Raw genomic sequence first — 22,204 nt, 5'->3', positions numbered from 1 at the left:
TCAGGGCCTCGGTGAAGCCCGGCCGGCGGCACCTGGCATGGGCCTCGGCCAGGGCGAGGTGCCAGCCTTCGAGCGCGGCGAGCGATAGGTCCGGCGGGGGCGTGTCGGGGGTGCGGGGCGATGGCGTCGCGATGGTCGGCCTCCGGGGCGGGGCATGGGCGCGGGGCGCTCACACCCACCCAATTGGGGTATGGGGGCGGCGGCGGGGGGCTGCCTATACTGCCGCCACTCCTTGCCGCCGTCAGGATGCGTATGACCAATATCACCGAAATGAAATGTTTTTCCAATCTCGACAACGCCCGCCTCACCGACGCCGACAAGGCGCACTACATGCACGGCTACCACGTCTTCGATGACCATCGCGAGCAGGGTTCCCTGACCATCGTCGACGGCGAAGGGGCCCATATCCAGGACGCCGAGGGCCAGCGCTACCTGGATGCCGTGGGCGGCATGTGGTGCACCAACATCGGCCTGGGCCGCGAGGAGATGGTCGAGGCCATCGCCGACCAGACCCGTCGCCTCGCCTACTCCAACTCCTTCGCCGACATGGCCAACGACCGCGCCATCGAGCTCAGCGAGAAGCTGGCCGAGCTGGCGCCGGGGGACCTGAACCGCGTCTTCCTGACCACCGGCGGCTCCACCGCGGTCGATACCGCCATCCGCCTGGTGCACTACTACCAGAACTGCCGCGGCAAGCCCGAGAAGAAACAGGTCATCACCCGCATCAACGCCTACCACGGCTCGACCTACCTGACCATGTCGCTGGGCGGCAAGCAGGCCGACCGCCCGCCGGAGTTCGACTTCCTCTCCGAGGGTATTCACCACCTGAGCTGCCCCTACCCCTACCGGGAGGCACGGGGCCGCAGCGAGGCCGCGTTCCTCGACGCCCTGGTCGCGGAGTTCGAGGCCAGGATCGCCGAGGTCGGCGCGGAGCGCATCGGCGCCTTCCTGGCCGAGCCGATCATGGGCTCCGGCGGCGTGATCATTCCCCCCGAGGGTTATCACCGCCGCATGTGGGAGGTCTGCCGGCGCCACGACATCCTCTACATCTCCGACGAGGTGGTGACCTCCTTCGGCCGGCTCGGCCACTTCTTCGCCTCCGAGGACGAGTTCGGCGTGGTGCCGGACATCATCACCACCGCCAAGGGCCTGACCTCCGGCTATCAGCCGCTGGGTGCCTGCATCTTCTCCGAGCGGCTGTGGGAGGTGATCGCCGAGCCCGGTACCGGGCGCTGCTTCAGCCACGGCTTCACCTACTCCGGCCACCCGGTGGCCTGCGCCGCGGCGCTGAAGAACATCGAGATCATCGAGCGTGAGGCGCTGCTGCCCCGAGCCCGCGAGGTGGGGCGCTACTTCGAGGAGCGCCTGGCCACCCTGGCCGAGCTGCCGATCGTCGGCGAGGTGCGCGCGAAGCGCTTCATGGCCTGCGTGGAATTCGTCGCCGACAAGGCCTCCCGCGAGCTGTTCCCCGAGGAACTCAACATCGGTGAATGGGTGCACCTGCGCGCCGAGAAGCGCGGCCTGCTGGTGCGGCCGATCGTGCACCTCAACGTCATGTCTCCCGCCGTGACCCTGACCCACCAGGAGGTCGACGTCATCGTCGACGTGCTGCGCGACAGCATCCTCGAGACCGTCGAGGACCTGCGCACTGCCGGGCACTGGTGAGGCCCGCTCGCGCGGCGCCAGGCCGCGCGGGCCCCTCGTCCCTGCCCATCTCGCGTGTCGTGCGCCGGCCCGGCGCCCGCCACGCTGCATTTCCTCCTGGCTGGAGTCTTTCTGATGGAAGTCAACAAGAATAAGGTACTGCGCTGCCGCGACGTCACCCTCTATACCGTCTCGGCGATGCTGTTCATGGACCAGATCGCCCTGGCCGCCTCGCTGGGCTCGAGCAGCCTGTTCTGGTGGGCCTACGTGCTGGTGCTGCTGTTCCTGCCCATGGCGATGATGACCTCGGAGCTCGGGACCGCCTACCCGAGCAACGGCGGCGTCTATCACTGGGTACGCCTGGCCTTCGGCTTTCGCTGGGGCGCCAGGGTGTCCTGGATGTACTGGGTCAACAACGCCCTGTGGATGCCCTCGGTCTACATCCTGTTCGCCAGCATGCTCAGCGCTTTCTATTTCCCCGGCATGAGCCTGTGGCTGCAGATCTTCATCGGCTGCAGCCTGGCGCTGGTGACCTCGCTGTGCACCAGCGCGAGCCTGCGCATCGGCAAGTGGCTGCCCAACCTGGGGGCGGTGCTGAAGCTGATCTCGGTGCTGGTGCTGCTGGTGGGCGGCCTGCGCTACGGGTTCAACGAGGGTTTCGCCAACCCCTTCACCCTGGATGGGATCGTGCCGTCCTCGCCGGCGGCCATCGCCGCCCTGGGGGTGATGGTCTACGGCATCATGGGCACGGAGCTGGCCTGCTGCAGCGCCGCCGAGATGGTCGCGCCGCGCCGCGACATCCCCCGGGCGGTGCTGGCCTCGGGGCTGTTGATCGCCGTCTTCAACGTGCTGGGCACCATCGGGGTGCTGGCCGCGGTGCCCACCGACCAGACCGACGTCACCACCATCTTCGCCGAGTCGCTGTTCAACATGTACGGCCACGAGGGCTGGGGCGGGTGGCTCGCCAACCTGGTGGGCGGCTTCGTGCTCTTCACCTTCTTCACCAACATGGTGACCTGGAGCATGGGCACCAACCGGGCCGCGGTAGAGGCCGCCCACGCCGGCGAGTTCCCCCCGGTGTTCGGCATCGTGCACCCGCGCCACGACACCCCGGTGGGCTCGGCGCTGCTCGCCTCCACGGTGAGCATCCTGGTGATGCTGGTCTATGGCCTGGTGGCCGACACCGCCGAGGGCCTGTTCTGGACCCTGCTGTCGATCTTCGCGATGATCTTCATGATGCCCTACGTGCTGATGAGTCTGGCCTTCATCAAGCTGCGGCTAAGCAGCGACGCGCCGCGGCCCTTCCGCCTGCCGCTGGGCAACCGCCTGGCCTGCCTGTGGGCTGCCGTGGTGGGGCTGCACGTGGTCGCCGGCATCGTGCTGTTCGTGGTGACTCCCGGCGAGCCGATGGACTGGGACTACGCGGGCAAGATCCTCGCCGGCGTGCTGCTGGCCCTGGCGATCGGCGAGGTCATGATCGGCCTTGGACGGCGGCAGCAGCGCCGCCGTCGGCTCGCCGCGGAGCCGGCGCTGCCGACCTGAGGCAAGTCACGCTGACATGAACGCACAGGCCCATCCCGCCAGGGGTGGGCCCGTGCGTTCATGGCCAGCAGGAGGCCTGGAAGCCCGCTAGCCGCGGTGGCGGCTCACCAGGGCGCTCGCCTCCAGGTCGGAGATCCGGTCGACCCCCAGCAGGCCGATCGTGCGGTCGATTTCCCGTTGCAGGATCCCCAGGGCGTGCTCGACGCCCGCTTGCCCGCCCGCGGCCAGTCCATAGAGAGTGGCACGCCCGAGCCAGACCGCATCGGCGCCCAGCGCCAGCGCCTTGACGACCTCCGTTCCCCGCCGATAGCCGCTGTCGACGAACAGCTGGCAGCGCTGGCCGACGCGCTGCCTGGCCTCGGGCAGCACCTCGAACGGCGAGCGCGCATGATCGAGCTGGCGTCCGCCGTGGTTGGAGAGCACCACCGCATCCACGCCGAGCGCGGCGGCCCGCTCGGCCTCGGCAGGCGACAGGATGCCCTTGACGATCAGCTTGCCAGGCCAGCGGTCGCGCAGCCAGGCGATGTCGTCCCAGTCGAGGGTCGGATCCAGCTGCTGGCCGATCACCGCCGAGGCCCCCTGCACGCTCTGCTTGCCGGGCGGCAGCAGGTCGCCCAGGTTCTTGAAGGTCGGCATGCCGTCGGGAATCAGCACATCGGCGATCCAGCCTGGCCGTGTCAGCAGGTGCAGCAGGTTGCGCAGGGTCGGCTGCATGGGCTTGCGGAAGTTGCGCAGGTCCCACTCGCGATTGCCGTAGATGGCGCTGTCGGTGGTGACCACCAGGGTCTCGTAGCCGGCTGCCTGGCAGCGGTCCACCAGTTGCCGGACGTAGTCGCGATCGCGATAGAAGTAGATCTGCATCCAGGCATTGAGCCCCTCGACGGCGGCGATGTCCTCCAGGGCGGTCGTGGCGACATTGCTGAGCACGAAGGGGATGTTCGCGCCGGAGGCCGCCGCCGCCAGCTTGAGGTCGCCGTGGCGGGTCAGCATGCCGTTGTAGCCGGTGGGCCCGATGACCAGGGGCAGGGCATGGCGCTGGCCCAGCAGCGTGGTCGAGAGATCCCGGCGGCCGACCCGGGTCAGGGTACGGGGCTCGAACAGGTAGTCGTCGAAGACCTCGCGGTTGCGACGCAGCGTCCGCTCGTCGTCGGCGCCGCCCTCGAGGTACTCGAACACGAAATTGGGCAGCCGGCGTCGTGCGATGCGGGCCAGGTCGGCGATGTTGAGTGCCCGGCGGTGGTCGGTGCCGGCATAGGGGCGGCGTTTCATATGAGCCTCCAAGCGATGGTCATCCCACCAAAGTCTAAGGCGAGGGCGCTTTCTGTTTCCATGCCATACTACCATACTAGTCATATCAGAGAGGCGTCGGCCAGAGGCCACGTCGACAGATCGGGGTGAAACACATGAACGCGACATTGCAAACGCTATGGCAGGACACCCGCGAGAGCGACTCGGTGCGCCAGCGGCTCTATCAGGTGCTGCGCCAGTCGATCATCCGCATGGTGCTGGCGCCGGGGCAGGCGCTGTCGGAAAAGGAGCTCGCCGACACCTTCTCGGTGAGCCGTCAGCCGGTCCGCGAGGCCTTCATTCGGCTGTCGGAGGCGGGGCTGGTCGAGGTGCGGCCGCAGCGCGGCACCTTCGTGGTCAAGATCTCGCAGCAGGCGGTGCTCGAGGCGCGCTTCGTGCGCGAGGCGGTGGAGGTGGCCGTGGCCCGCGAGGCTGCGACCCGCGGGCTGGGGAAGCCGGTGCTCGCCGATCTTCGTGAGCTGATCGAGCGCCAGCGTCGCTGCATCGAGCCGGCCGACCACGACCGCTTCTTCCTGCTCGACGAGGCCTTCCATCGCACCCTCTCACTGGGCATCGGCCAGCAGACCGCCTGGAAGGTGACCGAGGAGGTCAAGGCGCAGCTCGATCGCGTGCGCTACCTGAGCATCCCGTCGAGCACCCCCATCGACAAGCTGATCGAGCAGCACGTGGCCATCGTCGATGCCATTGAGCGGCGCGACGTCGAGGCGGCGGCGGAGGCCATGCGCGTCCACCAATGCGAGATCCTGCAGTCGCTGCCCGAGCTGGTGCGCCGCTTCCCCGAGATGTTCCAGACACCCCAGACACCATCGCTCGCCGAGGAGGCCGAGGCATGAAGATCGAACGGGCCTATACCATCGTCACCGCGCCGGGGCGCAACTTCGTCACCCTCAAGATCGTCACCGACGAGGGCATCTACGGCATCGGCGATGCCACCCTCAATGGTCGCGAACAGGCGGTGGTCGCCTACCTCGAGGAACACGTGATTCCCGCCCTGATCGGCCGCGACCCGCAGCGCATCGAGGACATCTGGCACTACCTCTACCGCGGCGCCTACTGGCGGCGGGGGCCGGTGACCATGAGCGCCATCGGTGCCGTCGACATGGCGCTGTGGGACATCAAGGCCAAGGCCGCCGGCATGCCGTTGTACCAGTTGCTGGGCGGCAAGAGCCGCGAGCGCGTGATGGTCTATGGCCACGCCACCGGCAAGGACATCGAGGCCTGCCTCGACGAGGTCGCCCGGCATGTCGAGGAAGGCTACCGCGCGGTGCGGGTGCAGGCCGGGGTGCCGGGCATCGCCAGCATCTACGGCGTGGCCAAGAAGCCCGGCGAGCGCTACGAGCCCGCCGACGCCGAGCTGCCGGCCGAGCATGTCTGGAACACCGCCAAGTACCTCAACCACGCGCCCAGGCTGTTCGCCGCCGTGCGCGAGCGCTTCGGCGACGACCTGCACGTGCTGCACGACGTCCACCACCGGCTGACGCCCATCGAGGCGGCACGGCTGGGCAAGGAGGTCGAGCCCTTCCACCTGTTCTGGCTGGAGGACTGCGTGCCGGCAGAGAACCAGGAGAGCTTCCGGCTGATCCGCCAGCACACCACCACGCCGCTGGCGGTAGGCGAGGTCTTCAACAGCCTCTACGACGCCAAGGCGCTGATCGAGAACCAGTGGATCGACTACATCCGCGCCACCCTGACCCACGCCGGCGGCATCACTCACCTGCGGCGGCTGGCCGACCTGGCCGGGCTCTATCACGTGCGCACCGGCTTCCACGGCCCCACCGACCTGTCACCGGTGTGCCTCGGGGCGGCGATCCACTTCGATGCCTGGGTACCCAACTTCGGCATCCAGGAGTACATGCCCCACGAAGCCGTCACCAATGAGGTCTTTCCCCACGACTACCGCTTCGAGGACGGTCACTTCCTGGTCGGCGAGACGCCCGGACACGGCGTCGACATCGACGAGGAGGCGGCCGCCAAGTACCCCTATCGCCGTGCCAGCCTGCCGGTCAACCGGCTCGAGGACGGCACCCTGTGGCACTGGTAACGAGGTGAACCGATGAAAGCCTTTCAGGTAAACGCGCCCCAGGACTACCGCCTGGTCGACACCGAGGTTCCCGACGCCGCCCCCGGGGAGGTGCTGGTGAGGGTGGCCTTCGCCGGGATCTGCGGCTCGGACATGCACATCATCCATGGCGACAACGCCTTCGTGCGCTTCCCGCGGATCACCGGGCATGAGTTCGCCGGCCTGGTCGAGGCCGTGGGCGAGGGCGTCGAGGACCTCGCCGTCGGCGATCGGGTGTGCATCGACCCGGTGATCAGCTGCGGCCACTGCTATCCCTGCCGCATCGGTCGCCCCAACGTCTGCACCGCGCTGGAGGTGATCGGCGTGCACCGCAACGGTGGCTTCGAGGAGCGGGTCAACGTGCCGGCCGGCAACGTCCATCGCCTGCCCGAGAACCTGGGGCTGGACGCCGCGGCGCTGGTGGAGCCCTATACCATCGCCGCCAACGTGCTGGGACGCATGCAGCCCCATCCCGGTGATCGCCTGCTGATCCTCGGCGCCGGGGTGATCGGCCTGACCATCCTGCAGGTGGCCCGCGCCCAGGGCATCGAGGACATCACCGTCAGCGACGTCATCGACACCCGCCTGGCCACCGCCCGGGAGCTGGGCGCCACCCGCACCCTCAACGGGGCACAGCAGGACGTCGAGGCCGAGGTCGCGGCGCTGACTGGTGGCGAAGGCATGCCGTTGATCGCCGATGCCGCCTGTGTGCCGGCCCTGCTGCCGCAGATGCTGCGCATGGCCTCGCCGGCGGGGCGCATCGGCCTGCTCGGCTTCAATCCCACCCCCAGCGACCTGGTGCAGCTGGAGGTGATCAAGAAGGAGCTGACCCTGGTCGGCTCGCGGCTCAACAACCGCAAGTTTCCGGAGGTGATCGAGTTGATGGCGTCCGGGCGGCTCGACCCGCTGGCGCTGGTCAGCCATCGCCTGCCCTTCGATGACATGCCCGGTGCCATCGAGATGATCGATCACCATCCCGAAAGGGCCCGCAAGGTGCTGATCCAGATCGGTGCCTGACGGCCATTCACGCACGTAGTCCGCACGCCACCAACAACCCACAACCGCAAGTGCCAGGAGACAACGCCATGATCAAACGACTCGTGACCAGCGCCGTCCTGGGCGCCGCCATCCTCGGCAGCCAGGCCGGCCTGGCCGCCGACTACACCCTGAAGTTCGGCCATCTGGCCAACGAGCAGCACGTCTGGCATCAGGCCGCCGTCAAGTTCAAGGAAGTGGTCGAGGAGAACTCCGAGGGGCGGATCGAGGTGCAGGTCTACCCCAACGAGCAGCTCGGCGCCGAGATGGATGTCATCAACAGCATCCAGCTGGGCACCGCCGACATGACCATCACCGGGGAGAGCCTGCAGAACTGGGCGCCCAAGGCGGCCATGATGGCCGTGCCCTACGCCTTCCGCGATTCCGCGCACCTGGAGCAGGCCGTGGAGGGCGAGATCGGCGACCAGATCGAGGCCCAGATCACCGAGCGTGCCAACCTGGTGCCGCTGGCCTGGTTCGAGCGCGGCCCGCGTCACCTGACCAGCAACCGGCCCATCGCCTCGCCCGACGAGCTGGACGGCATTCGCCTGCGGGTGCCCAACGTGCCGCTGTTCGTCGATACCTGGGAGGCGCTGGGCGCGCGGCCCACCCCGATGGCCTTCAGCGAGGTGTTCACCGCGCTGCAGCAGAGCACCATCGAGGCCCAGGAGAACCCGCTGAGCCTGATCGAGAGCGCCAGCTTCTACGAGGTGCAGGATTACGTGAACCTCACCGGCCACGTGCGCAGCTGGATCTACGTGGTGATCGGCAGGAACAAGCTCGAGGCCATGCCCGAGGAGCTGCAGCAGGTGGTCCGCGATGCGGCCCAGGAGATGCAGGCCTACGAGGCCGAGCTGTTCGCCGAGGATCAGGAGCGCCTGCGCCAGAGCCTGCAGGAGCGCGGCATGGAGTTCGTCGAGGTCGATACCGAGGCCTTCATCGAGAAGGCGCGCCCGGCCGTGCTGGAGGCGCTCGACGAGGAACAGCGCGAGCTGTTCGACGCCATCCAGAACCTGTGAGCCTCTGCGGCGGGCACCTTTCGTGCCCGCCGCTTCCCATGTCGCCACCGGGGTGACCGATCACCCCCATGAGGTGTATCCATGGATGCCTCCGAGCAGCGGGTCGTCGAGGAACTCGACGCCCTGTCGACGGTTCCCCGCCTGGCGGGATTCGCCGGCCGCATGATCGGCTGGCTCGATACCCTGTTCACCACCCTCGCCACCCTGGCGCTGGTGGGCATCGCCGGCACCGTGCTGCTGCAGATCGCCGGTCGCCTGGTGCTGCCTTTCTCCCCGGCCTGGACCGAGGAGCTGTCGCGCTACCTGTTCATCTACATGGTCGCGCTCTCGGCGGGGGTGGTGATCCGCCAGCACCGCAATGTCAATGTGGAGCTCTTCCACCACTGGCTCGGGCCCCGCGCCCGGGCGGCCTACCAGGCCCTGGTGTGCCTGCTGATGGGCGCCTTCGCCCTGATCGTGCTGCCCTATGCCTGGCAGTACGCCGCCAACGGCGCCTGGCAGACCTCGCCGACGCTGAAGGTCCCCATGCTCTACATCTTCTTCTCCACCGTGGTGTTGTTCGCGCTGGTCGTGCTGTACAGCGCCATCGGTGTCGTCGAGGGCCTGCTGGCCATGTGCCGCAAGCCCTCCCAAGCCGATACGGAGGCCCCGTGATGGAAGTGATCGCGCTGTTTGCCGTCTTCCTGGTGCTGCTGCTGGTCGGGGTGCCGATCGCCTTCTCGCTGGGCATTGCCTCGCTGAGTTACCTGCTGCTGGCGGGGATCCCGCTGACCATCGTGCCCCAGCGCCTCTACTCGGGGATCGACACCTTCGTGCTGCTGTGTATCCCCGGCTTCGTGCTGGCCGGCAACCTGATGAACGTCGGCAACATCACCGAGCACATCGTGCGTTTCTCCAACGCCCTGGTCGGGCATATCCGCGGCGGGCTGGGCCTGGCCAACGTCGGCGGATCGATGATCTTCGGCGGCATTTCCGGCACCGCCGTGGCCGATGCCGCCAGCATCGGCTCGGTGATGATCCCCGGCATGGCCAAGGCCGGCTACGACAAGCCGTTCTCCGCCGCCGTCACCGCGGCGTCCTCGACCATCGGGCCGATTATCCCGCCCAGCGTGCCGATGATCATCGCCGGCTCGCTGACCGGGGTCTCGGTGGGACGCATGTTCCTGGCCGGCGCCATCCCCGGCATCCTGCTGGGCCTGGCGATGATGGTCACCGTCTATCTGCTGGCCATTCGCCGCGGCTATCCCAAGGAGCGTCGCGTGCCTTTCCTCGAGCTGCTGCGCGAGGGGCGCACCGCCTTCTGGGCGCTGCTGATGACCGGCATCATCCTCTACGGCATCATCGGCGGCTTCTTCACCCCCACCGAGGCCTCCATCGTCGCCAGCCTCTACGCGCTGGTGGTCGGCATGTACGTCTACAAGGGCCTCTCCTGGCGCAAGCTGCCGGCCATCCTCTCCGACACCGTGCTGACCTCCTCGGCGCTGCTGCTGCTGGTGGGCCTGGCCAACCTGTTCGGCTGGATCCTGACCAGCCAGCAGATCCCGCAGATGGTGGCCGCCGGCATCCTGGCGATCAGCGAGAACCCGCTGGTGGTGATCCTGATCCTCAACCTCATCATGCTGTTCGTCGGCGCCTTCATGGAGACCATCGCCGCGCTGATCATCCTCTTCCCGGCGCTGCTGGGCGTGGCCACCGGGGTGGGCATGGACCCGGTGCACTTCGCGGTCATGGCGGTGCTCAACCTGATGATCGGCCTGACCACCCCGCCGGTGGGGGTGTGCCTGTTCGTCGTCGCGGGCATCGGCAACCTGCAGATGATGGCCGTGGCCCGGGCCATCCTGCCGTTCCTGCTCTGCAACCTGGTGGTGCTGCTGCTGGTGGCCTATGTGCCGTTCATCTCGCTGTGGCTGCCCAACCTGATCCTGGGCCAGTGAGGCGACCGGGAAACCCACTGACATGGAGACCATGATGCAGGATGTCACACGGCTGTCGGCCCGCCCCGGCAGCGGCCGAATCGGCGTCGTCCACCTGGGCCTGGGGGCCTTCCACCGCGCCCATCAGGCGGTCTATCTCGAGCGCTATCGCCAGCGCAGCGGCGATACCGCCTGGGGCCTGAGCAGCGCCAACCTGCGTTCCAGCGTGGGTCTGGTGGACGCCCTTCGCGAGGCCGGCCACCGCTACCACGTGGCCGAGTACGCCGACAGCGCGCATGTCACCGTCCGCGAGATCGGCGTGATCGAGGAGACCCTCTTCACCGGGAAGGATCCCGCCAGTGGCCGCTGGGGGCGCGACCGCGAGGCGCTGCTCTCGCGCCTGGCCTCCCCCGAGACGCGCATCGTGACCCTGACGGTGACCGAGAAGGGCTATTTCCTGAGTCCGGCCAGCGGCCGCCTGCTCGAGGACGATCCCTTGATCGCCGCGGACATCGCCGACCCCGAGGCGCCGTGCACCGCGCCGGGGCTGCTGGTCGAGGCACTGGCGCGGCGCCGGGCGGCGGGGCTGGCGCCGTTCACGGTGCTCAGTTGCGACAACATGCCCGATAACGGCAAGCGCACCCGCGCCGCCGTGACCGAGCTGGCGGCCCGTCGCGACGGCGAGCTGGCGGCGTGGGTCGAGCGCGAGGTGGCCTTCCCGTGCAGCATGGTCGATCGCATCGTGCCGGCCATGACCGAGGCGGACTTCACCCGCCTCGCCGAGCTCGGCGTCGAGGACCCCAATGCCGTGGTCGGCGAGGCCTTCAGCCAGTGGGTGGTCGAGGACGACTTCCCCCGGGGGCGTCCCGACTGGGAGGCGGACGGCGTGGAGATGGTCGCCGACGTGGCGCCCTTCGAGACCATGAAGCTGCGGATGCTCAACGGCAGCCACTCGCTGCTCGCCTACCTGGGCGCCCTGGACGGCATCGAGACGGTGGCCGATGCCGTGGGCCGCGACGCCCTGGTGGCCCTGCTGCGCCGTTACATGCTCGACGAGGCCGCCCCCACCCTGGCCATGCCCGAGGGCACCGGTCTCACCGCCTACGCCGAGCAGCTGCTCGAGCGCTTCGCCAACGACAGCCTGCGCCATCGCCTGCAGCAGATCGCCATGGACGGCTCCCAGAAGCTGCCCCAGCGCTGGCTGCACGGCGCCCAGGCACGCCTGGCGGCCGGTGGCGAGGTGCCCTGCACCGCGCTCGGCGTGGCCGCCTGGATCCGCTATACGGCCGGCGACGATCTGGCCGGCCGGCCCCATGCGGTGGACGACCCCCTGGCCAGCCGGCTGGCGGCCCTGCACGCGCGCCACGGCGACGATGTCGAGGCCCTGGTGCCGGCCTTCCTGGCCGTGGAGGACGTCTTCCCGCCGGCGCTGGCGGCCGAGCCGCGCTTCGCCCGGGCGGTCGTCGCCGCCACCACCACCCTGACCCGACAGGGGCTCGCCGGGGCGCTGGCCGCCCTCGAACGGGCCTGACCGAGAGGACCCTCCCATGGAACACACCTGGCGCTGGTTCGGCCCCGCCGACCCCATCGGCCTCGACGAGATCCGCCAGACCGGGGCCACCGGCATCGTCACCGCCCTGCACGAGATCCCCAATGGCGAGGTCTGGCCGCTCGAGGCCATCGCCGAGCGCCAGCGCATGATCGAGGCGGCCGGCCTCACCTGGTCGGTGGTGGAGAGCGTGCCGGTGCACGAGGCCGTCAAGCAGGGGCTGGCCGGCCGCGACGCCTATATCGCGGCCTACCAGCAGACGCTGCGCCACCTGGCGGCCTGTGGCATCGATGTGGTCTGCTACAACTTCATGCCGGTGCTCGACTGGACGCGCACCGACCTGGCCTGGCGCCTGCCGGACGGTGGCCTGGCGCTGCGCTTCGACCAGACCGCCTTCGCCGCCTTCGACCTCTACCTGCTGGCCCGCCCCGGCGCCGAAGAGGAGTACTCCGACGCCGAGAAGGCCGAGGCCCAGGCCTATCTCGACGGCCTCGACGACGCCGGTCGCGAGCGGCTGGTGAACACCATCATCGCCGGGCTGCCCGGCGCCGAGGAGCACTATACCCTCGAGCGGTTCCGCGGCGTGCTCGCGGAATATGCCGAGATCGATGCCGAGCGGCTGCGCGAGCACCTGGGAGACTTCCTCGCGGCGGTCGTCCCGGTGGCCGAGGAGGTGGGCGTGCGTCTGGCGATCCACCCCGACGACCCACCCCGCCCGATGCTCGGCCTGCCGCGGGTGGTATCCGGGCCCGAGGATGCCCGGTGGCTGCTCGAGCGCGTGCCGAGCCCGGCCAACGGCCTGACCCTGTGCACCGGCTCCTACGGGGTCAGCGCCGACCTCGACCTGGTGGCGATGGCCGAGCGCTTCGCTCCGCACATCCACTTCGCCCATCTGCGCGCCACCCGGCGGGAGTCGCCGGACCCGCGCTCCTTCCACGAGGCCCATCACCTGGGCGGCGACCTGGACATGGTCGGCGTGGTCCGGGCGCTGGTCGCCGAGGAGCGCCGCCGCGAGCGGGAGGGCGGCCCACGGCTGCCGCTGCGCCCCGACCATGGCCACCATATCCTCGACGACCAGCATCGCGACACCGCGCCGGGGTACCCGCTCTATGGCCGCCTCAAGGGGCTGGCCGAGCTGCGCGGCGTGGAGCTGGCGGTGCGCTCGCTGACCGCCTGAGCCCGGAAGCGAACGCCCGAAACGCGACGCCCCCGCCGGTGCCACCGGCGGGGGCGTCGTCGTCTGGCGCGGCCGGCTCAGACCGGCTGCGGCACCTTGGCGGCCAGCTCGGCGATCATCGCCGGCAGCTCGCCGGGGTGGCCGATGGCGATGGCGCCCTCGGGGGTGGTCTCCTCGTCGGGGAAGCGATTGAGGTGCACCACCCGCATACCGGCGGCGAGCCCGGCGGCCACGCCCACCGCGGCGTCGTCGATCACCACGCAGCGCTCCGGCGCATAGCCCATCGCCTCGGCGGCCTTGAGGTAGAGCGCCGGGTCGGGCTTCCACACCCCCAGGGTGTAGGCGCTGAACAGCCGCTCGCCGAAGTGGGGGGCCAGGCCGGTGCTGGCCATGGCGCAGCGGATCTTGCGCTCGGGGCCGTTGGAGACCACCGCCCGGGGGTAGGCGGCCAGCGCCTCGAGCGCCGCGGGCATGCCGTCGATCGCCACGAGCTCTTCGCGCATGCGGTCCTCCATGCGCGCGCGCATGGCATCTTCCATTGCCTGGAAGCGGACGTCGTCGAGGGCGCCGTGCCGTGTCTCCAGCTGCTGGACGATGGCCAGGAAGCGCACGCCGCGGAACTCCTCCATGTACTGGCGGGCGGTGAACGGCAGGCCGAAGTGCGGCAGCGTCTCCGCCATCACCTGGGCGAGCAGGATCTCGCTGTCGACCAGGGTGCCGTCGGAGTCGAAGAGCAGGCAGAGGGGGAATGTCATGCGGACCTCGCGGGGGCAGGGGAGTGGGCGGTCGAGCGGCGTGCGGGGTCAGATACTACCAGCAATAGTCGACACCCTTGAGTGGCAAGCCCGAGGTGGCTGGGCAATCGCAGTTAGTAGCCGCGTCGAGCAGTTCGGGGGTGATTCGCCGGCTGGCACCGACCAGGCCATGGGCCTCGCGCAGGGCGGCGCGGAAGGCCGGGTCGTCGAGATCCTCGAGGTGTTCGAAGACGTCGACATGGAAATCGCGACGCAGCTGCGCGTCCTGGAGACGACGATGCGCTTGGTCATGGGAAGGTCCTCAATCCGGGGTGGGGAGGCTGGCCTCGAGCTCGTCGAGGCGCGCACGGCTGGGCAGGCCCTCCATGTCGCCGAGCACCTGCACCGCCAGGGCGCCGATCAGGTTGCCGCGGTTGAGCGCCTCGCGCGGCGAGCGGCCGTCGAGCAGCGCACTGACCACCCCGACCGCGAAGCCGTCGCCGGCGCCCACGGTGTCGACGACCTCGCGCACCGCGATGCCGGGCACGTCGAGGCTTTCCTCCTGGCCGCCGAGGGTGCCGCGATAGTAGCTGCCCTCCGGTCCCAGCTTGATGATCACCGCCCGGGCGCCGCGGTCGAGGTAGAAGCCGGCGATGTCGTGGGGCGTCTCCAGGCCGGTCAGGCGGCGCCCCTCGGCCAGCCCCGGCAGCACCCAGTCGGCGTGACCGGCCATGGCGTTGAGGGTGTCGCACATCTCGGCCTCGCTGGCCCACAGGCCGGGGCGCAGGTTGGGGTCGAAGGAGATGCTGGCCCCGGCGCGGCGGGCGTGCTCGAGCATGTGCCAGGACAGCTCGCGGCAGCTCGCCGAGATCGCCGGCGGGATGCCGGTGGCGTGCAGGTGGCGGGCCGAAGCGAAGTCCACGGCGGCGGCGTCGTCCGGCGCCAGCCGGCTGGCGGCGCTGCCGCGACGGTAGTATTCGACGTGGGGATCCGCGCCGCCCTCGGCGCGTTCCTTGAAGACCAGGCCGGTGGGGTGGGCCGGGTCACGGGCCAGGTGGCGACAGTTCAGGCCCTCGGCCTCCAGGGTGCGGCGAATGTAGCGGCCGAAGGCGTCGTCGCCGACCCGGCTCAGCCAGCCGACATGGAAGCCCAGGCGGGCCAGGCCGATGGCCACGTTGGTGTCGGCCCCGGCGATGCGGCGCTGGAAATGCTCGACCTCGGCCAGGTCGCCGGGGGCATCGGCGACGAACAGGGTCATCGCCTCGCCGAAGGCGAGGATCTCGGGAGGTGTCGCGGTAGCTGTCATGGACAATGCCTCATATAAAGTGGGAACGATACCATCCGGTAGATGGGCCCTGCCGGACGAGCGCTTCGACCGGGCTCATGTCAGCGGCCCGATGCCGGGCGGCGGGTCGAGCCGCGAGCGATGAGCCGGGCCTGGTAGTGGATGTGCCGCGGCGGGGCGGGACGTTCGCGCTGCGTACGGCGTTGCAGCAGGCTGTCCACCGCCGTCCGGCCGATGTCCTCGGTGGGCTGGGCGAGGGTGGTGATGCCGGGGGCGACTAGGGCGCACCAGTCGAGCTCGTCGATGCCCATCAGCCCGGTCTCGCCCAGGGGGACGCCGAGGGCCTGCAGCGCCCGGGTCACCGCCAGGGTGACGTTGCCGTTGGCGCACAGCAGTGCCCGGGGCCTGTCGGCCGGGGCGTCCAGGAAGGCGGCGATGGCGCGCTCCAGCGCCGACGCATGGCCGTCGAGCGCCAGGCAGCACGCCTCGCCGCTCAGCTCGCGGGCGGCGAGCTGCTCGTGGAAGCGCGCCAGGCGGGCCCGGCGCGAGCTGGCCTCGGCTGGCGGTTCGCTGACGTAGAGCAGCTCGCCGTAGCCCTGGGCCTGCAGATGGTCGAGGGCGCTATCGATGGCGCTGGCGTTGTCGAGTCCCACCACGTCGGCCTCGAAGTCGCCCAGTGAGCGGTCGAGCAGCACCAGGGGGGTGCCCTGGGCGGCCAGGGCCTCGAGCTCCCGGCTGGGCCGGCCGGCGACGTTGATGACCAGTCCCTCCACCTGGTAGCCGGCGAGCAGGGCCAGGTGCTCTCGTTCCAGGGCCGGGTCGTTGTCGGTGTTGCAGACCATCAGCGAGAGGCCCTGCTCCCGGCAGGCCTGCTCCACCCCGTGCATCACCGCGATCGAGAAGGGGTTGCGGATGTCCGCCACCAGCATGCCGATCAGGCGCGAGCGACCGCCCTTGAGCCCGCGGGCCATCTGGTTGGGACGATAGCCCAGGCGCCTGGCGCTGGCCGCGATGCGCCGCTGCATGTCCCGCGACAGGCGCTCTCGCTCGCCGCCGAAATAGCGGGAGACGCTGGTCTTGGAGACGCCGGCGTCGCGGGCGACTTCCAGGAGGGTGGCGCGTTGGGCGTTCTTGGACATCGGCGGATCGGCCTGGGATGGGAACGTTACCATCGTAGGCGCGGGGAGTGCCGGCTGGCAAGGCGTCCGGGGCTAGACAAAGGTCGGGGGGCGGGTGGCTGTCCTCGGGGGCACCGACTCCCGGGCGCCGTCACGGCTCGGGAGGTCACCGGCTGCACCCTGCCGTGTGGGGGCCTGACCGAGGCCAGGGGCGGCGGCATCAGGCCTGGGAAGTCGCCAGGTGGCGGGAGCTCTCCAGGCGCGAGATCACGGTGGGCAGCTGGAACATGCTGGTGATCGTGATGGCGCCCTCGGGGGTCTCCTCGGCGTCCGGGAAGCGGTTGAGGTGGATCACCGTCATGCCGGCGGCCAGCGCGGCCCTCACCCCGACGATGGCGTCGTCGATGGCCACGCAGTCCTCGGCGGCATAGCCCATCAGGCTGGCGGCGTGGTGATAGAGGCAGGGGTCGGGTTTCCAGCACTGGGCCTCGTAGGCGCTGAACAGGTGATCGCCGAAGACGGCTTCGAGCCGGGTCGCCATCAGGGAGGTGCGGATCTTGTTCACCGGGCCGTTGGAGACCACGCCCATGGGGTGGCCGGTGAGGCTGGCCAGGGCCTCGGTGGCGCCGGTGATGGGCTTGAGGTCGGTGGCCAGGCGGCGATTGAGGTTGGCGCGCATGTCGCGTTCCAGCACCTCGAGGTGGCCGGGGTCCACCGCGCCGTGGCGGCGTTCCAGCTCGGCGACGATATGGCGGAAGCGGGCGCCCCGGAACTCGCCGATGTAATCGCTGGCCTGGAAGGGCAGGCCCACGGCGGTGAGGCTCGTCTCCATCTCGTCGGCCAACAGGGGTTCGCTGTCGACCAGGGTGCCGTCGCAATCGAAGAGCAGGCAGAGAGGGCGTGCCATCACCAGACCTCGCGGGCGTGTCAGGAAGTTGTGAACGCCATTGTGTCATATCGCCAGCGCTCATCATTCATTAAAGCCCAGTTTCCCTATTTTGTGAACACTGTTTTTAAAGTTGCAGGCCCCGTCTCCCGCGGGAGACGGTCTCAGCCGGAGGTGATCAGCCGGAGGTGAACAGCAGGGACAGCACGCCGGCCAGGTAGCAGCCGGCGATGGCCAGGCTCTCGAAGCCGATGCGGCCCGGCCCCAGCCGCTCGCGGTGGATCATGCCGACCATCAGGATGGCGGTCATCAGCAGCGACAGCGCGACCCACAGCGCCACCGGGTCGGGGATGGCGTGATAGATGGACCCGCCCCGATAGGCGACGTCCGAGGCGGCCACGAAGAGGGTATCGAAGGCGTTACCGCCGATGATGCCGGCCACGGCCAGGGTCAGGGCGCCCCGTCGCACCGCCGCCACCGAGGTGACCAGCTCCGGCAGCGAGGTCACCACCGCGGTCATCAGGGCGCCCACCACCGACTGGCCGAGGCCGGTCTCGGCGGCGATCACCGAGGCGGCGCGCTCGAGCAGCCAGCCGCTGGCCCCGAGCGCCAAGGCCAGGCCCAGGAAGCTCAGCCACAGGCTCAGGGCCGAGCGGGCCATGGCCTGCTCGTCGGGGATGTCGGGCTGTGTCTCGCGGGTCTGGGCCGGGCGCCACATGGGCCTGTCCTTGGTGCGGTCCGCCAGGCGCAGCCCGAACAGGTAGGCCAGCAACAGCAGCGGGGTCACCGGGTGCACCTGCCACAGGGTCCACTCGGGGGCGAAGCGACCCACCAGCACCAGCGCCAGCAGGCACAGCAGCAGCCCCCCCTGCATCAGGTTGCCGATGGAGGCGGCGGCATGTTCCAGGTTGGCCCGCCGATGGACCAGGTCCGCGATGGTCAGGAACAGGGTCTGCACGGCGATGCCGCCCAGGGCATTGCTCATGGCCAGGGTCGGGCGGTCGGCCAGCGCCGCGGAGACCGACAGCACCAGCCCCGACAGGGAGGTGGCCATGCCCAGCAGCACGGCCCCGGCGATGGCCTCGCCGAGCCCGGTGCGATCGGCGAGGTCGTCGACGATATGGGCCAGCCGGGTGCCCGCCACGCCGATCACCAGGGTGCAACCGACGAACAGGGCGACGGCGGTGACGAGGGCGAGGTCCGTCAGCAAGGGGAGGGCCTCGTCGCGCGGGAGGGGCGGGGCGCGTGGTGCCCGTTACCTGCCGTTCGGGCGCTGAGGGTGTCGGACATGTCGGCTCCTGCCGAGGGGCGCTGGGCGATGATGGCGGCGCCCTGCCATGATACTCAGGGAGGGGCGGCACTGATCCGCCAGTCCACAGCGTTCACCCGGAGGCCGTCAAGTCATGAAACGGAAAATGCTCTGGTCGGTGGTCGGCTACACGGCCGTCATCGGCGCCGGGCTGTTGACCCGGCACACCGCCCGGGAGGCCTACCGCAAGGCGGCCGGGGCCGCCCCGCCGGAGAACCCCGGGCGCCGCGATACCCGGTGGCGGGAGGCCCTGGTCTGGGGCATGGCGAGCGGCGCCCTGGTCGGCGTGGCCCGGGTAGTCGGCCATCGCCTGGGCGAGGAGGCGCGCCGCCGCAGCGAGCGCCGCCGGCCGCGGCGCGCCCTGGAGCATCCGGGAGACTAGTCCCCGGGGCTCCCCTGCGGCGCGTCGGGGGCCGATTGGCGCTGGCCCTGCTCGATCTTCTCGCCTGCCGGCGAGACCAGGTACCAGGGCGCGCCCAGGTGCAGCACATCCTGGCCGAGGGCGTCGCCGGCCTCCTTGTCGCCGCTGAAGTAGTAGAGCGGCCAGCCGGCATAGGTCACCTGGCGGGTGCCGTCCTCGCGCTCGATGGTGCCGAGCTTGTCGGCATCGACGCCCTTGCCGGCCTGGGGCGCCTGGCGAGTAGTGTAGGGCGGCCAGGCGATGGCGCAGGACTGCGCGCAGTGGCTGCCGCTCCCCGGCTCCTCCATCGCGAACAGGTACAGGCTCATGCCCTCGCGGTCGGTGAGGTAGGGACCGTAGTCGGCCTGCTGCCGCGTCTCGAGACGCGCCTGCTCGACCGGCTCGGGCACGCTCTCCAGGTCCTTGGTGGCCTCGTCGGCCTCCTGGCCTGCCACCGTGTCATCCGTCGCCGTCTCCGACGCCGCCTGCAGGGGGACGGGGACCGCCAGCAGCAGTGCGGCCATCATCAGCACCGATCCCGGGCGTGGTATTCGTCCCTTCATCTCGCTCTCCCGTTTGAAGACGTCACCTCCACTCTAGGACACGCGTCGGGCCGCCGTCTGCTCGGCTTTCCCAGGGGATCTGGGCCCCGGTGAGGATCACCGGCTTGTCCGGGGCCGGGCATGAAGGGCTGTGCCGCGCGGTGGCTGGGCCAGGTTGAACGCACCGACGAACTGCTACCCACTCCAGGAGGCGCCGATGCCCCGCTCGAGACCGATGCCGCGCCGCCGATGCGTCTCAGCGGGCGAGTCGGGCGCAGTTGTCGCGGTAGAGGGGCGCGGCGTCATCCAGCGCCAGGCGCTCGGTGACGGTGTGGTAGTAGAAGCGGGCGGTGGGGCCGCCGGGCAGCGCGTAGTCGCCGCACAGGCCATAGCCCTTGTTGACCTCGCTGAGGTGAGAGAGGTCGACGCGCTCGGTGGTGTCGAGGCGCTCGGCGATGGCGGCAGAGATGCGCTCGTCGCGCTTGGCGTCGGAGACCGCCTGGGCGCCGACGATCAGGCCGGCGGCGACGAGGATGGCAACCACAGGGATCAGTAAGTTGTGCATAGCGGGTCAGGTGGAGGCCAGGCGCAGGTCGGTGTCGATGTTGACCTTGCGCACGCCCTCGTCGACCTCCTTGCTTGAATCAATCTAATGCCCATAAATATTTCTGTATAGAGGTTTTTTCTTTTGCTAAAGGAAAAGCTCATCAATTTTTTGTGTGAAAGCATTGTAGGATGCCAGCATACTCACGGGGCCTTCGGGTCTGAGTTCTTGACAGAGTTGGGCCCTAGCTCTATAAAAAGTCGTCTTTTTCTGCTTCTTTTTAACGCCAGAGGTCAAACAGTCCATTAGGATTTCTTTTGCCCTTCCACTTTTTTCAAGGTTTTTTAAAGGAGGTATGTTGTTGGGTTCGACTCCGGTTATCTCTGTGATTTTTTCTTTGTCTGCTAGAAGCCATGTCTCAGTTATTTTGACCGGGATGAGAGGGATGGTAGTTTTTGGAAAATTTTCGCTTTGCTCTTTAATTTCATTAGCTCTTTCTTCAGCACCTTGGTTGTCAGCGTCACGGTGAATGAAGACGACATTTGCTTCTGGGTACAACTCATTGATTGCATTAAGTTTTTCGCGTACTGACCCACCAGGTGGTTTCCGCAGAATTGATAAATCTGCATGTTGGCCGCTTACTTCATCTGCCCCTCGCTGAATTAAGAGGTTCTTTAAATGCTCAACCAAGTTAGCGTCTGAAGTCCCTTCGCATGTTAGGATAAAGTTTATTTCTTGCATGTTAGATTTCCAGCTTGATTTGTGCGTCCTTGGGAAGAGACAGGTATGCACCTATGGAAGCCTTGCTGATATATTTTCCAGACTCTTTGCTTCTCCAGGTGCCATGCAAGCTTTTTGTTCGTAGCGTGTTTGTGGGAAGTCCATTTGGGCCTTTTGTTTTTACGCTTTCAACATATACAAGATCTTCTTCATTCTGAAGTTGTACCATTGTTGGGGAGTGCGTGGCGATTATGACCTGGCGCATAGGGTTCTCTTCATTGACCACGTCGTGGGTGTCTACAGACATCCCGGTAAGCAAGTCATAGATTTCTCTCATCTTGGCTGGGTGTATCCCATTTTCGGGCTCTTCAAAGCAAAGCAACCCTTCAAAATCGCTGTCTTCTGCCATTATGCATAGCGTCAAGAACCGAAGTGTTCCGTCGGATAGTGCTCTTGTTGGAAGGTATGCGCCTGATCGTTCTTTAACTTCAATGGTAAGGAGTTGGCGTATCTCATTGGTGTCAAGGCGTACACCTGATACGGGTAAGATTGTAGAAAGCTGTTGGGAAACTCTGAACTTCGATTTAAGGTCTTTTTTGAGTAACTTTTGGAAAGTAGATGCTAAATAATCACCTGATGTTGATATTTTTTGAGGGTCGTACATATTGTTAGAGCGGCGCATTGCGCTTGGCTCTAGAGCTAAAAAGCGCCAGGAAAGCATTTCTCTTCGGGCTGCGAGAATTGTTGGCCAAGCATTGTTGTTGGTGTTGGCTAAGACGGTTTTGGGTGCTTGCTCTGCGGGAAAGGTTTGAGGTTTTCCTCGGCTTCCATCGTCTTGATGAAGTCTAATTTCAATGATGTCGCCATCTCTGGATGTCGAAATGTAGCTCTTTCCCCTTCTTTTGTTCATTACGGTGGATTGGCGAAAGAGTGATGCGCTATGAGGGAATAGTATATGGGAAGGGGTTTCATGCTTGGTGAAGTAGTCAAGCTGTTCGTGGGAAAGGAAAAGTGATGCTCTTGTGGCTCCGTTTGAGTTTTCATGGTTTTTTGCAATTTTCACTTCATACCTTAGAAAGGTAGATGTTGCGGTTGCTTCCCTGCCAAAATCGTCATGCACTTCCTTGTTTATTAGCATTTCCGCTGCCAAGAAGATTTCATCAAGGCTGCTTTCTCCATCAGTCCAAAAGATGTCCTCGGGTGAAGATGAGTCAGAGTCTCTAACCTTTTGGGCGGCATCCATGATGGTGTCGTTGCTTAATAAAGATAGGAATTTTATAGCATCAAATATATTGGACTTTCCTACACCATTCAAGCCGGCTAGGCAAGTGAATGAGCCAAGGTGGAGTTCAAAGTTTAGCAGGTTCTTGAATCCGTGAACTTCTAGCTTGGTTAACATTTTTTCACCAATAAAAAGCCC

General features: G+C 67.4%; 21 protein-coding genes. 11 read left to right on the top strand and 10 right to left on the bottom strand.

Annotation, left to right across the window (positions count from 1 at the left end; all coding sequences use genetic code 11):
• Window positions 1-252: 252 nt before the first annotated feature.
• Window positions 253-1,665 carry an aminotransferase gene (locus OCT48_RS18340; protein WP_263590563.1) on the top strand — a complete coding sequence of 471 codons (1,413 nt, stop codon included), beginning with the start codon at window positions 253-255 and terminating at the stop codon, window positions 1,663-1,665.
• Window positions 1,666-1,779: 114 nt separating this feature from the next.
• The gene (locus OCT48_RS18335; RefSeq protein ID WP_263590562.1) at window positions 1,780-3,186 is read left to right on the top strand and encodes an APC family permease; all 1,407 of its coding nucleotides are present in this window, start codon (window positions 1,780-1,782) and stop codon (window positions 3,184-3,186) included.
• Window positions 3,187-3,273: 87 nt separating this feature from the next.
• Here OCT48_RS18335 and OCT48_RS18330 read toward each other — a convergent pair whose 3' ends face one another.
• Window positions 3,274-4,455, bottom strand: a complete 1,182-nt coding sequence (locus OCT48_RS18330) for an alpha-hydroxy acid oxidase (protein ID WP_263590561.1) — start codon at window positions 4,453-4,455, stop codon at window positions 3,274-3,276.
• Window positions 4,456-4,589: 134 nt separating this feature from the next.
• On the opposite strand from OCT48_RS18330, the gene OCT48_RS18325 reads away from it, so the two are divergent.
• The 8 genes from OCT48_RS18325 to uxuA all read left to right on the top strand — a co-directional run bounded on the left by OCT48_RS18325 (window position 4,590) and on the right by uxuA (window position 13,246).
• Complete coding sequence (locus tag OCT48_RS18325; protein ID WP_263590560.1) at window positions 4,590-5,327, top strand: GntR family transcriptional regulator; 738 nt, start codon at window positions 4,590-4,592, stop codon at window positions 5,325-5,327.
• The gene (gene manD, locus OCT48_RS18320) at window positions 5,324-6,535 is read left to right on the top strand and encodes a D-mannonate dehydratase ManD (RefSeq protein ID WP_263590559.1); all 1,212 of its coding nucleotides are present in this window, start codon (window positions 5,324-5,326) and stop codon (window positions 6,533-6,535) included. The genes OCT48_RS18325 and manD overlap by 4 nt, the downstream gene beginning before the upstream one ends.
• 12 nt (window positions 6,536-6,547) lie before the next feature.
• Window positions 6,548-7,570 carry a Zn-dependent oxidoreductase gene (locus OCT48_RS18315; protein WP_263590558.1) on the top strand — a complete coding sequence of 341 codons (1,023 nt, stop codon included), beginning with the start codon at window positions 6,548-6,550 and terminating at the stop codon, window positions 7,568-7,570.
• Window positions 7,571-7,638: 68 nt separating this feature from the next.
• Complete coding sequence (locus OCT48_RS18310; protein WP_263590557.1) at window positions 7,639-8,607, top strand: TRAP transporter substrate-binding protein; 969 nt, start codon at window positions 7,639-7,641, stop codon at window positions 8,605-8,607.
• Window positions 8,608-8,688: 81 nt separating this feature from the next.
• Window positions 8,689-9,261 (top strand): TRAP transporter small permease, encoded by a 573-nt coding sequence (locus tag OCT48_RS18305; protein WP_263590556.1) that lies wholly within the window; start codon window positions 8,689-8,691, stop codon window positions 9,259-9,261.
• Window positions 9,261-10,541 (top strand): TRAP transporter large permease, encoded by a 1,281-nt coding sequence (locus OCT48_RS18300; protein WP_263592646.1) that lies wholly within the window; start codon window positions 9,261-9,263, stop codon window positions 10,539-10,541. The genes OCT48_RS18305 and OCT48_RS18300 overlap by 1 nt, the downstream gene beginning before the upstream one ends.
• A gap of 34 nt (window positions 10,542-10,575) precedes the next feature.
• Window positions 10,576-12,051, top strand: coding sequence for a mannitol dehydrogenase family protein (locus OCT48_RS18295; RefSeq protein WP_263592645.1), 1,476 nt, complete (start codon window positions 10,576-10,578; stop codon window positions 12,049-12,051).
• Window positions 12,052-12,067: 16 nt separating this feature from the next.
• Window positions 12,068-13,246: a mannonate dehydratase gene (gene uxuA, locus OCT48_RS18290; protein ID WP_263590555.1), complete on the top strand. Its 1,179-nt coding sequence runs from the start codon at window positions 12,068-12,070 to the stop codon at window positions 13,244-13,246.
• Window positions 13,247-13,323: 77 nt separating this feature from the next.
• Here uxuA and OCT48_RS18285 read toward each other — a convergent pair whose 3' ends face one another.
• The 5 genes from OCT48_RS18285 to OCT48_RS18265 all read right to left on the bottom strand — a co-directional run bounded on the left by OCT48_RS18285 (window position 13,324) and on the right by OCT48_RS18265 (window position 18,479).
• Window positions 13,324-14,001: an HAD-IA family hydrolase gene (locus tag OCT48_RS18285; protein WP_263590554.1), complete on the bottom strand. Its 678-nt coding sequence runs from the start codon at window positions 13,999-14,001 to the stop codon at window positions 13,324-13,326.
• A 301-nt stretch (window positions 14,002-14,302) separates the two neighbouring features.
• On the bottom strand, window positions 14,303-15,286 hold the full coding sequence (locus OCT48_RS18280; RefSeq protein ID WP_263590553.1) for a sugar kinase: 984 nt from the start codon (window positions 15,284-15,286) through the stop codon (window positions 14,303-14,305).
• 80 nt (window positions 15,287-15,366) lie between these two features.
• On the bottom strand, window positions 15,367-16,404 hold the full coding sequence (locus tag OCT48_RS18275) for a LacI family DNA-binding transcriptional regulator (protein WP_263590552.1): 1,038 nt from the start codon (window positions 16,402-16,404) through the stop codon (window positions 15,367-15,369).
• Between the two features lie 199 nt (window positions 16,405-16,603).
• On the bottom strand, window positions 16,604-17,290 hold the full coding sequence (locus tag OCT48_RS18270) for an HAD-IA family hydrolase (protein WP_263590551.1): 687 nt from the start codon (window positions 17,288-17,290) through the stop codon (window positions 16,604-16,606).
• 157 nt (window positions 17,291-17,447) lie between these two features.
• The gene (locus tag OCT48_RS18265; protein WP_263590550.1) at window positions 17,448-18,479 is read right to left on the bottom strand and encodes a sodium:calcium antiporter; all 1,032 of its coding nucleotides are present in this window, start codon (window positions 18,477-18,479) and stop codon (window positions 17,448-17,450) included.
• A 193-nt stretch (window positions 18,480-18,672) separates the two neighbouring features.
• Between OCT48_RS18265 and OCT48_RS18260 the strand changes: the two genes are divergently transcribed.
• Window positions 18,673-18,960, top strand: coding sequence for a DUF4235 domain-containing protein (locus OCT48_RS18260; RefSeq protein ID WP_263590549.1), 288 nt, complete (start codon window positions 18,673-18,675; stop codon window positions 18,958-18,960).
• Here OCT48_RS18260 and OCT48_RS18255 read toward each other — a convergent pair.
• The 4 genes from OCT48_RS18255 to OCT48_RS18240 form a co-directional block, all read right to left on the bottom strand.
• Window positions 18,957-19,541, bottom strand: coding sequence for a hypothetical protein (locus OCT48_RS18255; RefSeq protein ID WP_263590548.1), 585 nt, complete (start codon window positions 19,539-19,541; stop codon window positions 18,957-18,959). The genes OCT48_RS18260 and OCT48_RS18255 overlap by 4 nt on opposite strands.
• 235 nt (window positions 19,542-19,776) lie before the next feature.
• Window positions 19,777-20,085: a hypothetical protein gene (locus tag OCT48_RS18250; protein WP_263590547.1), complete on the bottom strand. Its 309-nt coding sequence runs from the start codon at window positions 20,083-20,085 to the stop codon at window positions 19,777-19,779.
• Between the two features lie 126 nt (window positions 20,086-20,211).
• Window positions 20,212-20,805, bottom strand: coding sequence for a hypothetical protein (locus OCT48_RS18245; RefSeq protein WP_263590546.1), 594 nt, complete (start codon window positions 20,803-20,805; stop codon window positions 20,212-20,214).
• A gap of 1 nt (window position 20,806) precedes the next feature.
• The gene (locus OCT48_RS18240) at window positions 20,807-22,183 is read right to left on the bottom strand and encodes an AAA family ATPase (protein WP_263590545.1); all 1,377 of its coding nucleotides are present in this window, start codon (window positions 22,181-22,183) and stop codon (window positions 20,807-20,809) included.
• Between the last annotated feature and the right edge of the window lie 21 nt (window positions 22,184-22,204).

It is taken from the genome of Halomonas sp. M4R1S46, from assembly GCF_025725685.1.
Taxonomy (GTDB): Bacteria; Pseudomonadota; Gammaproteobacteria; order Pseudomonadales; family Halomonadaceae; genus Halomonas.
This window is presented reverse-complemented; position numbering and strand designations above follow the sequence as displayed.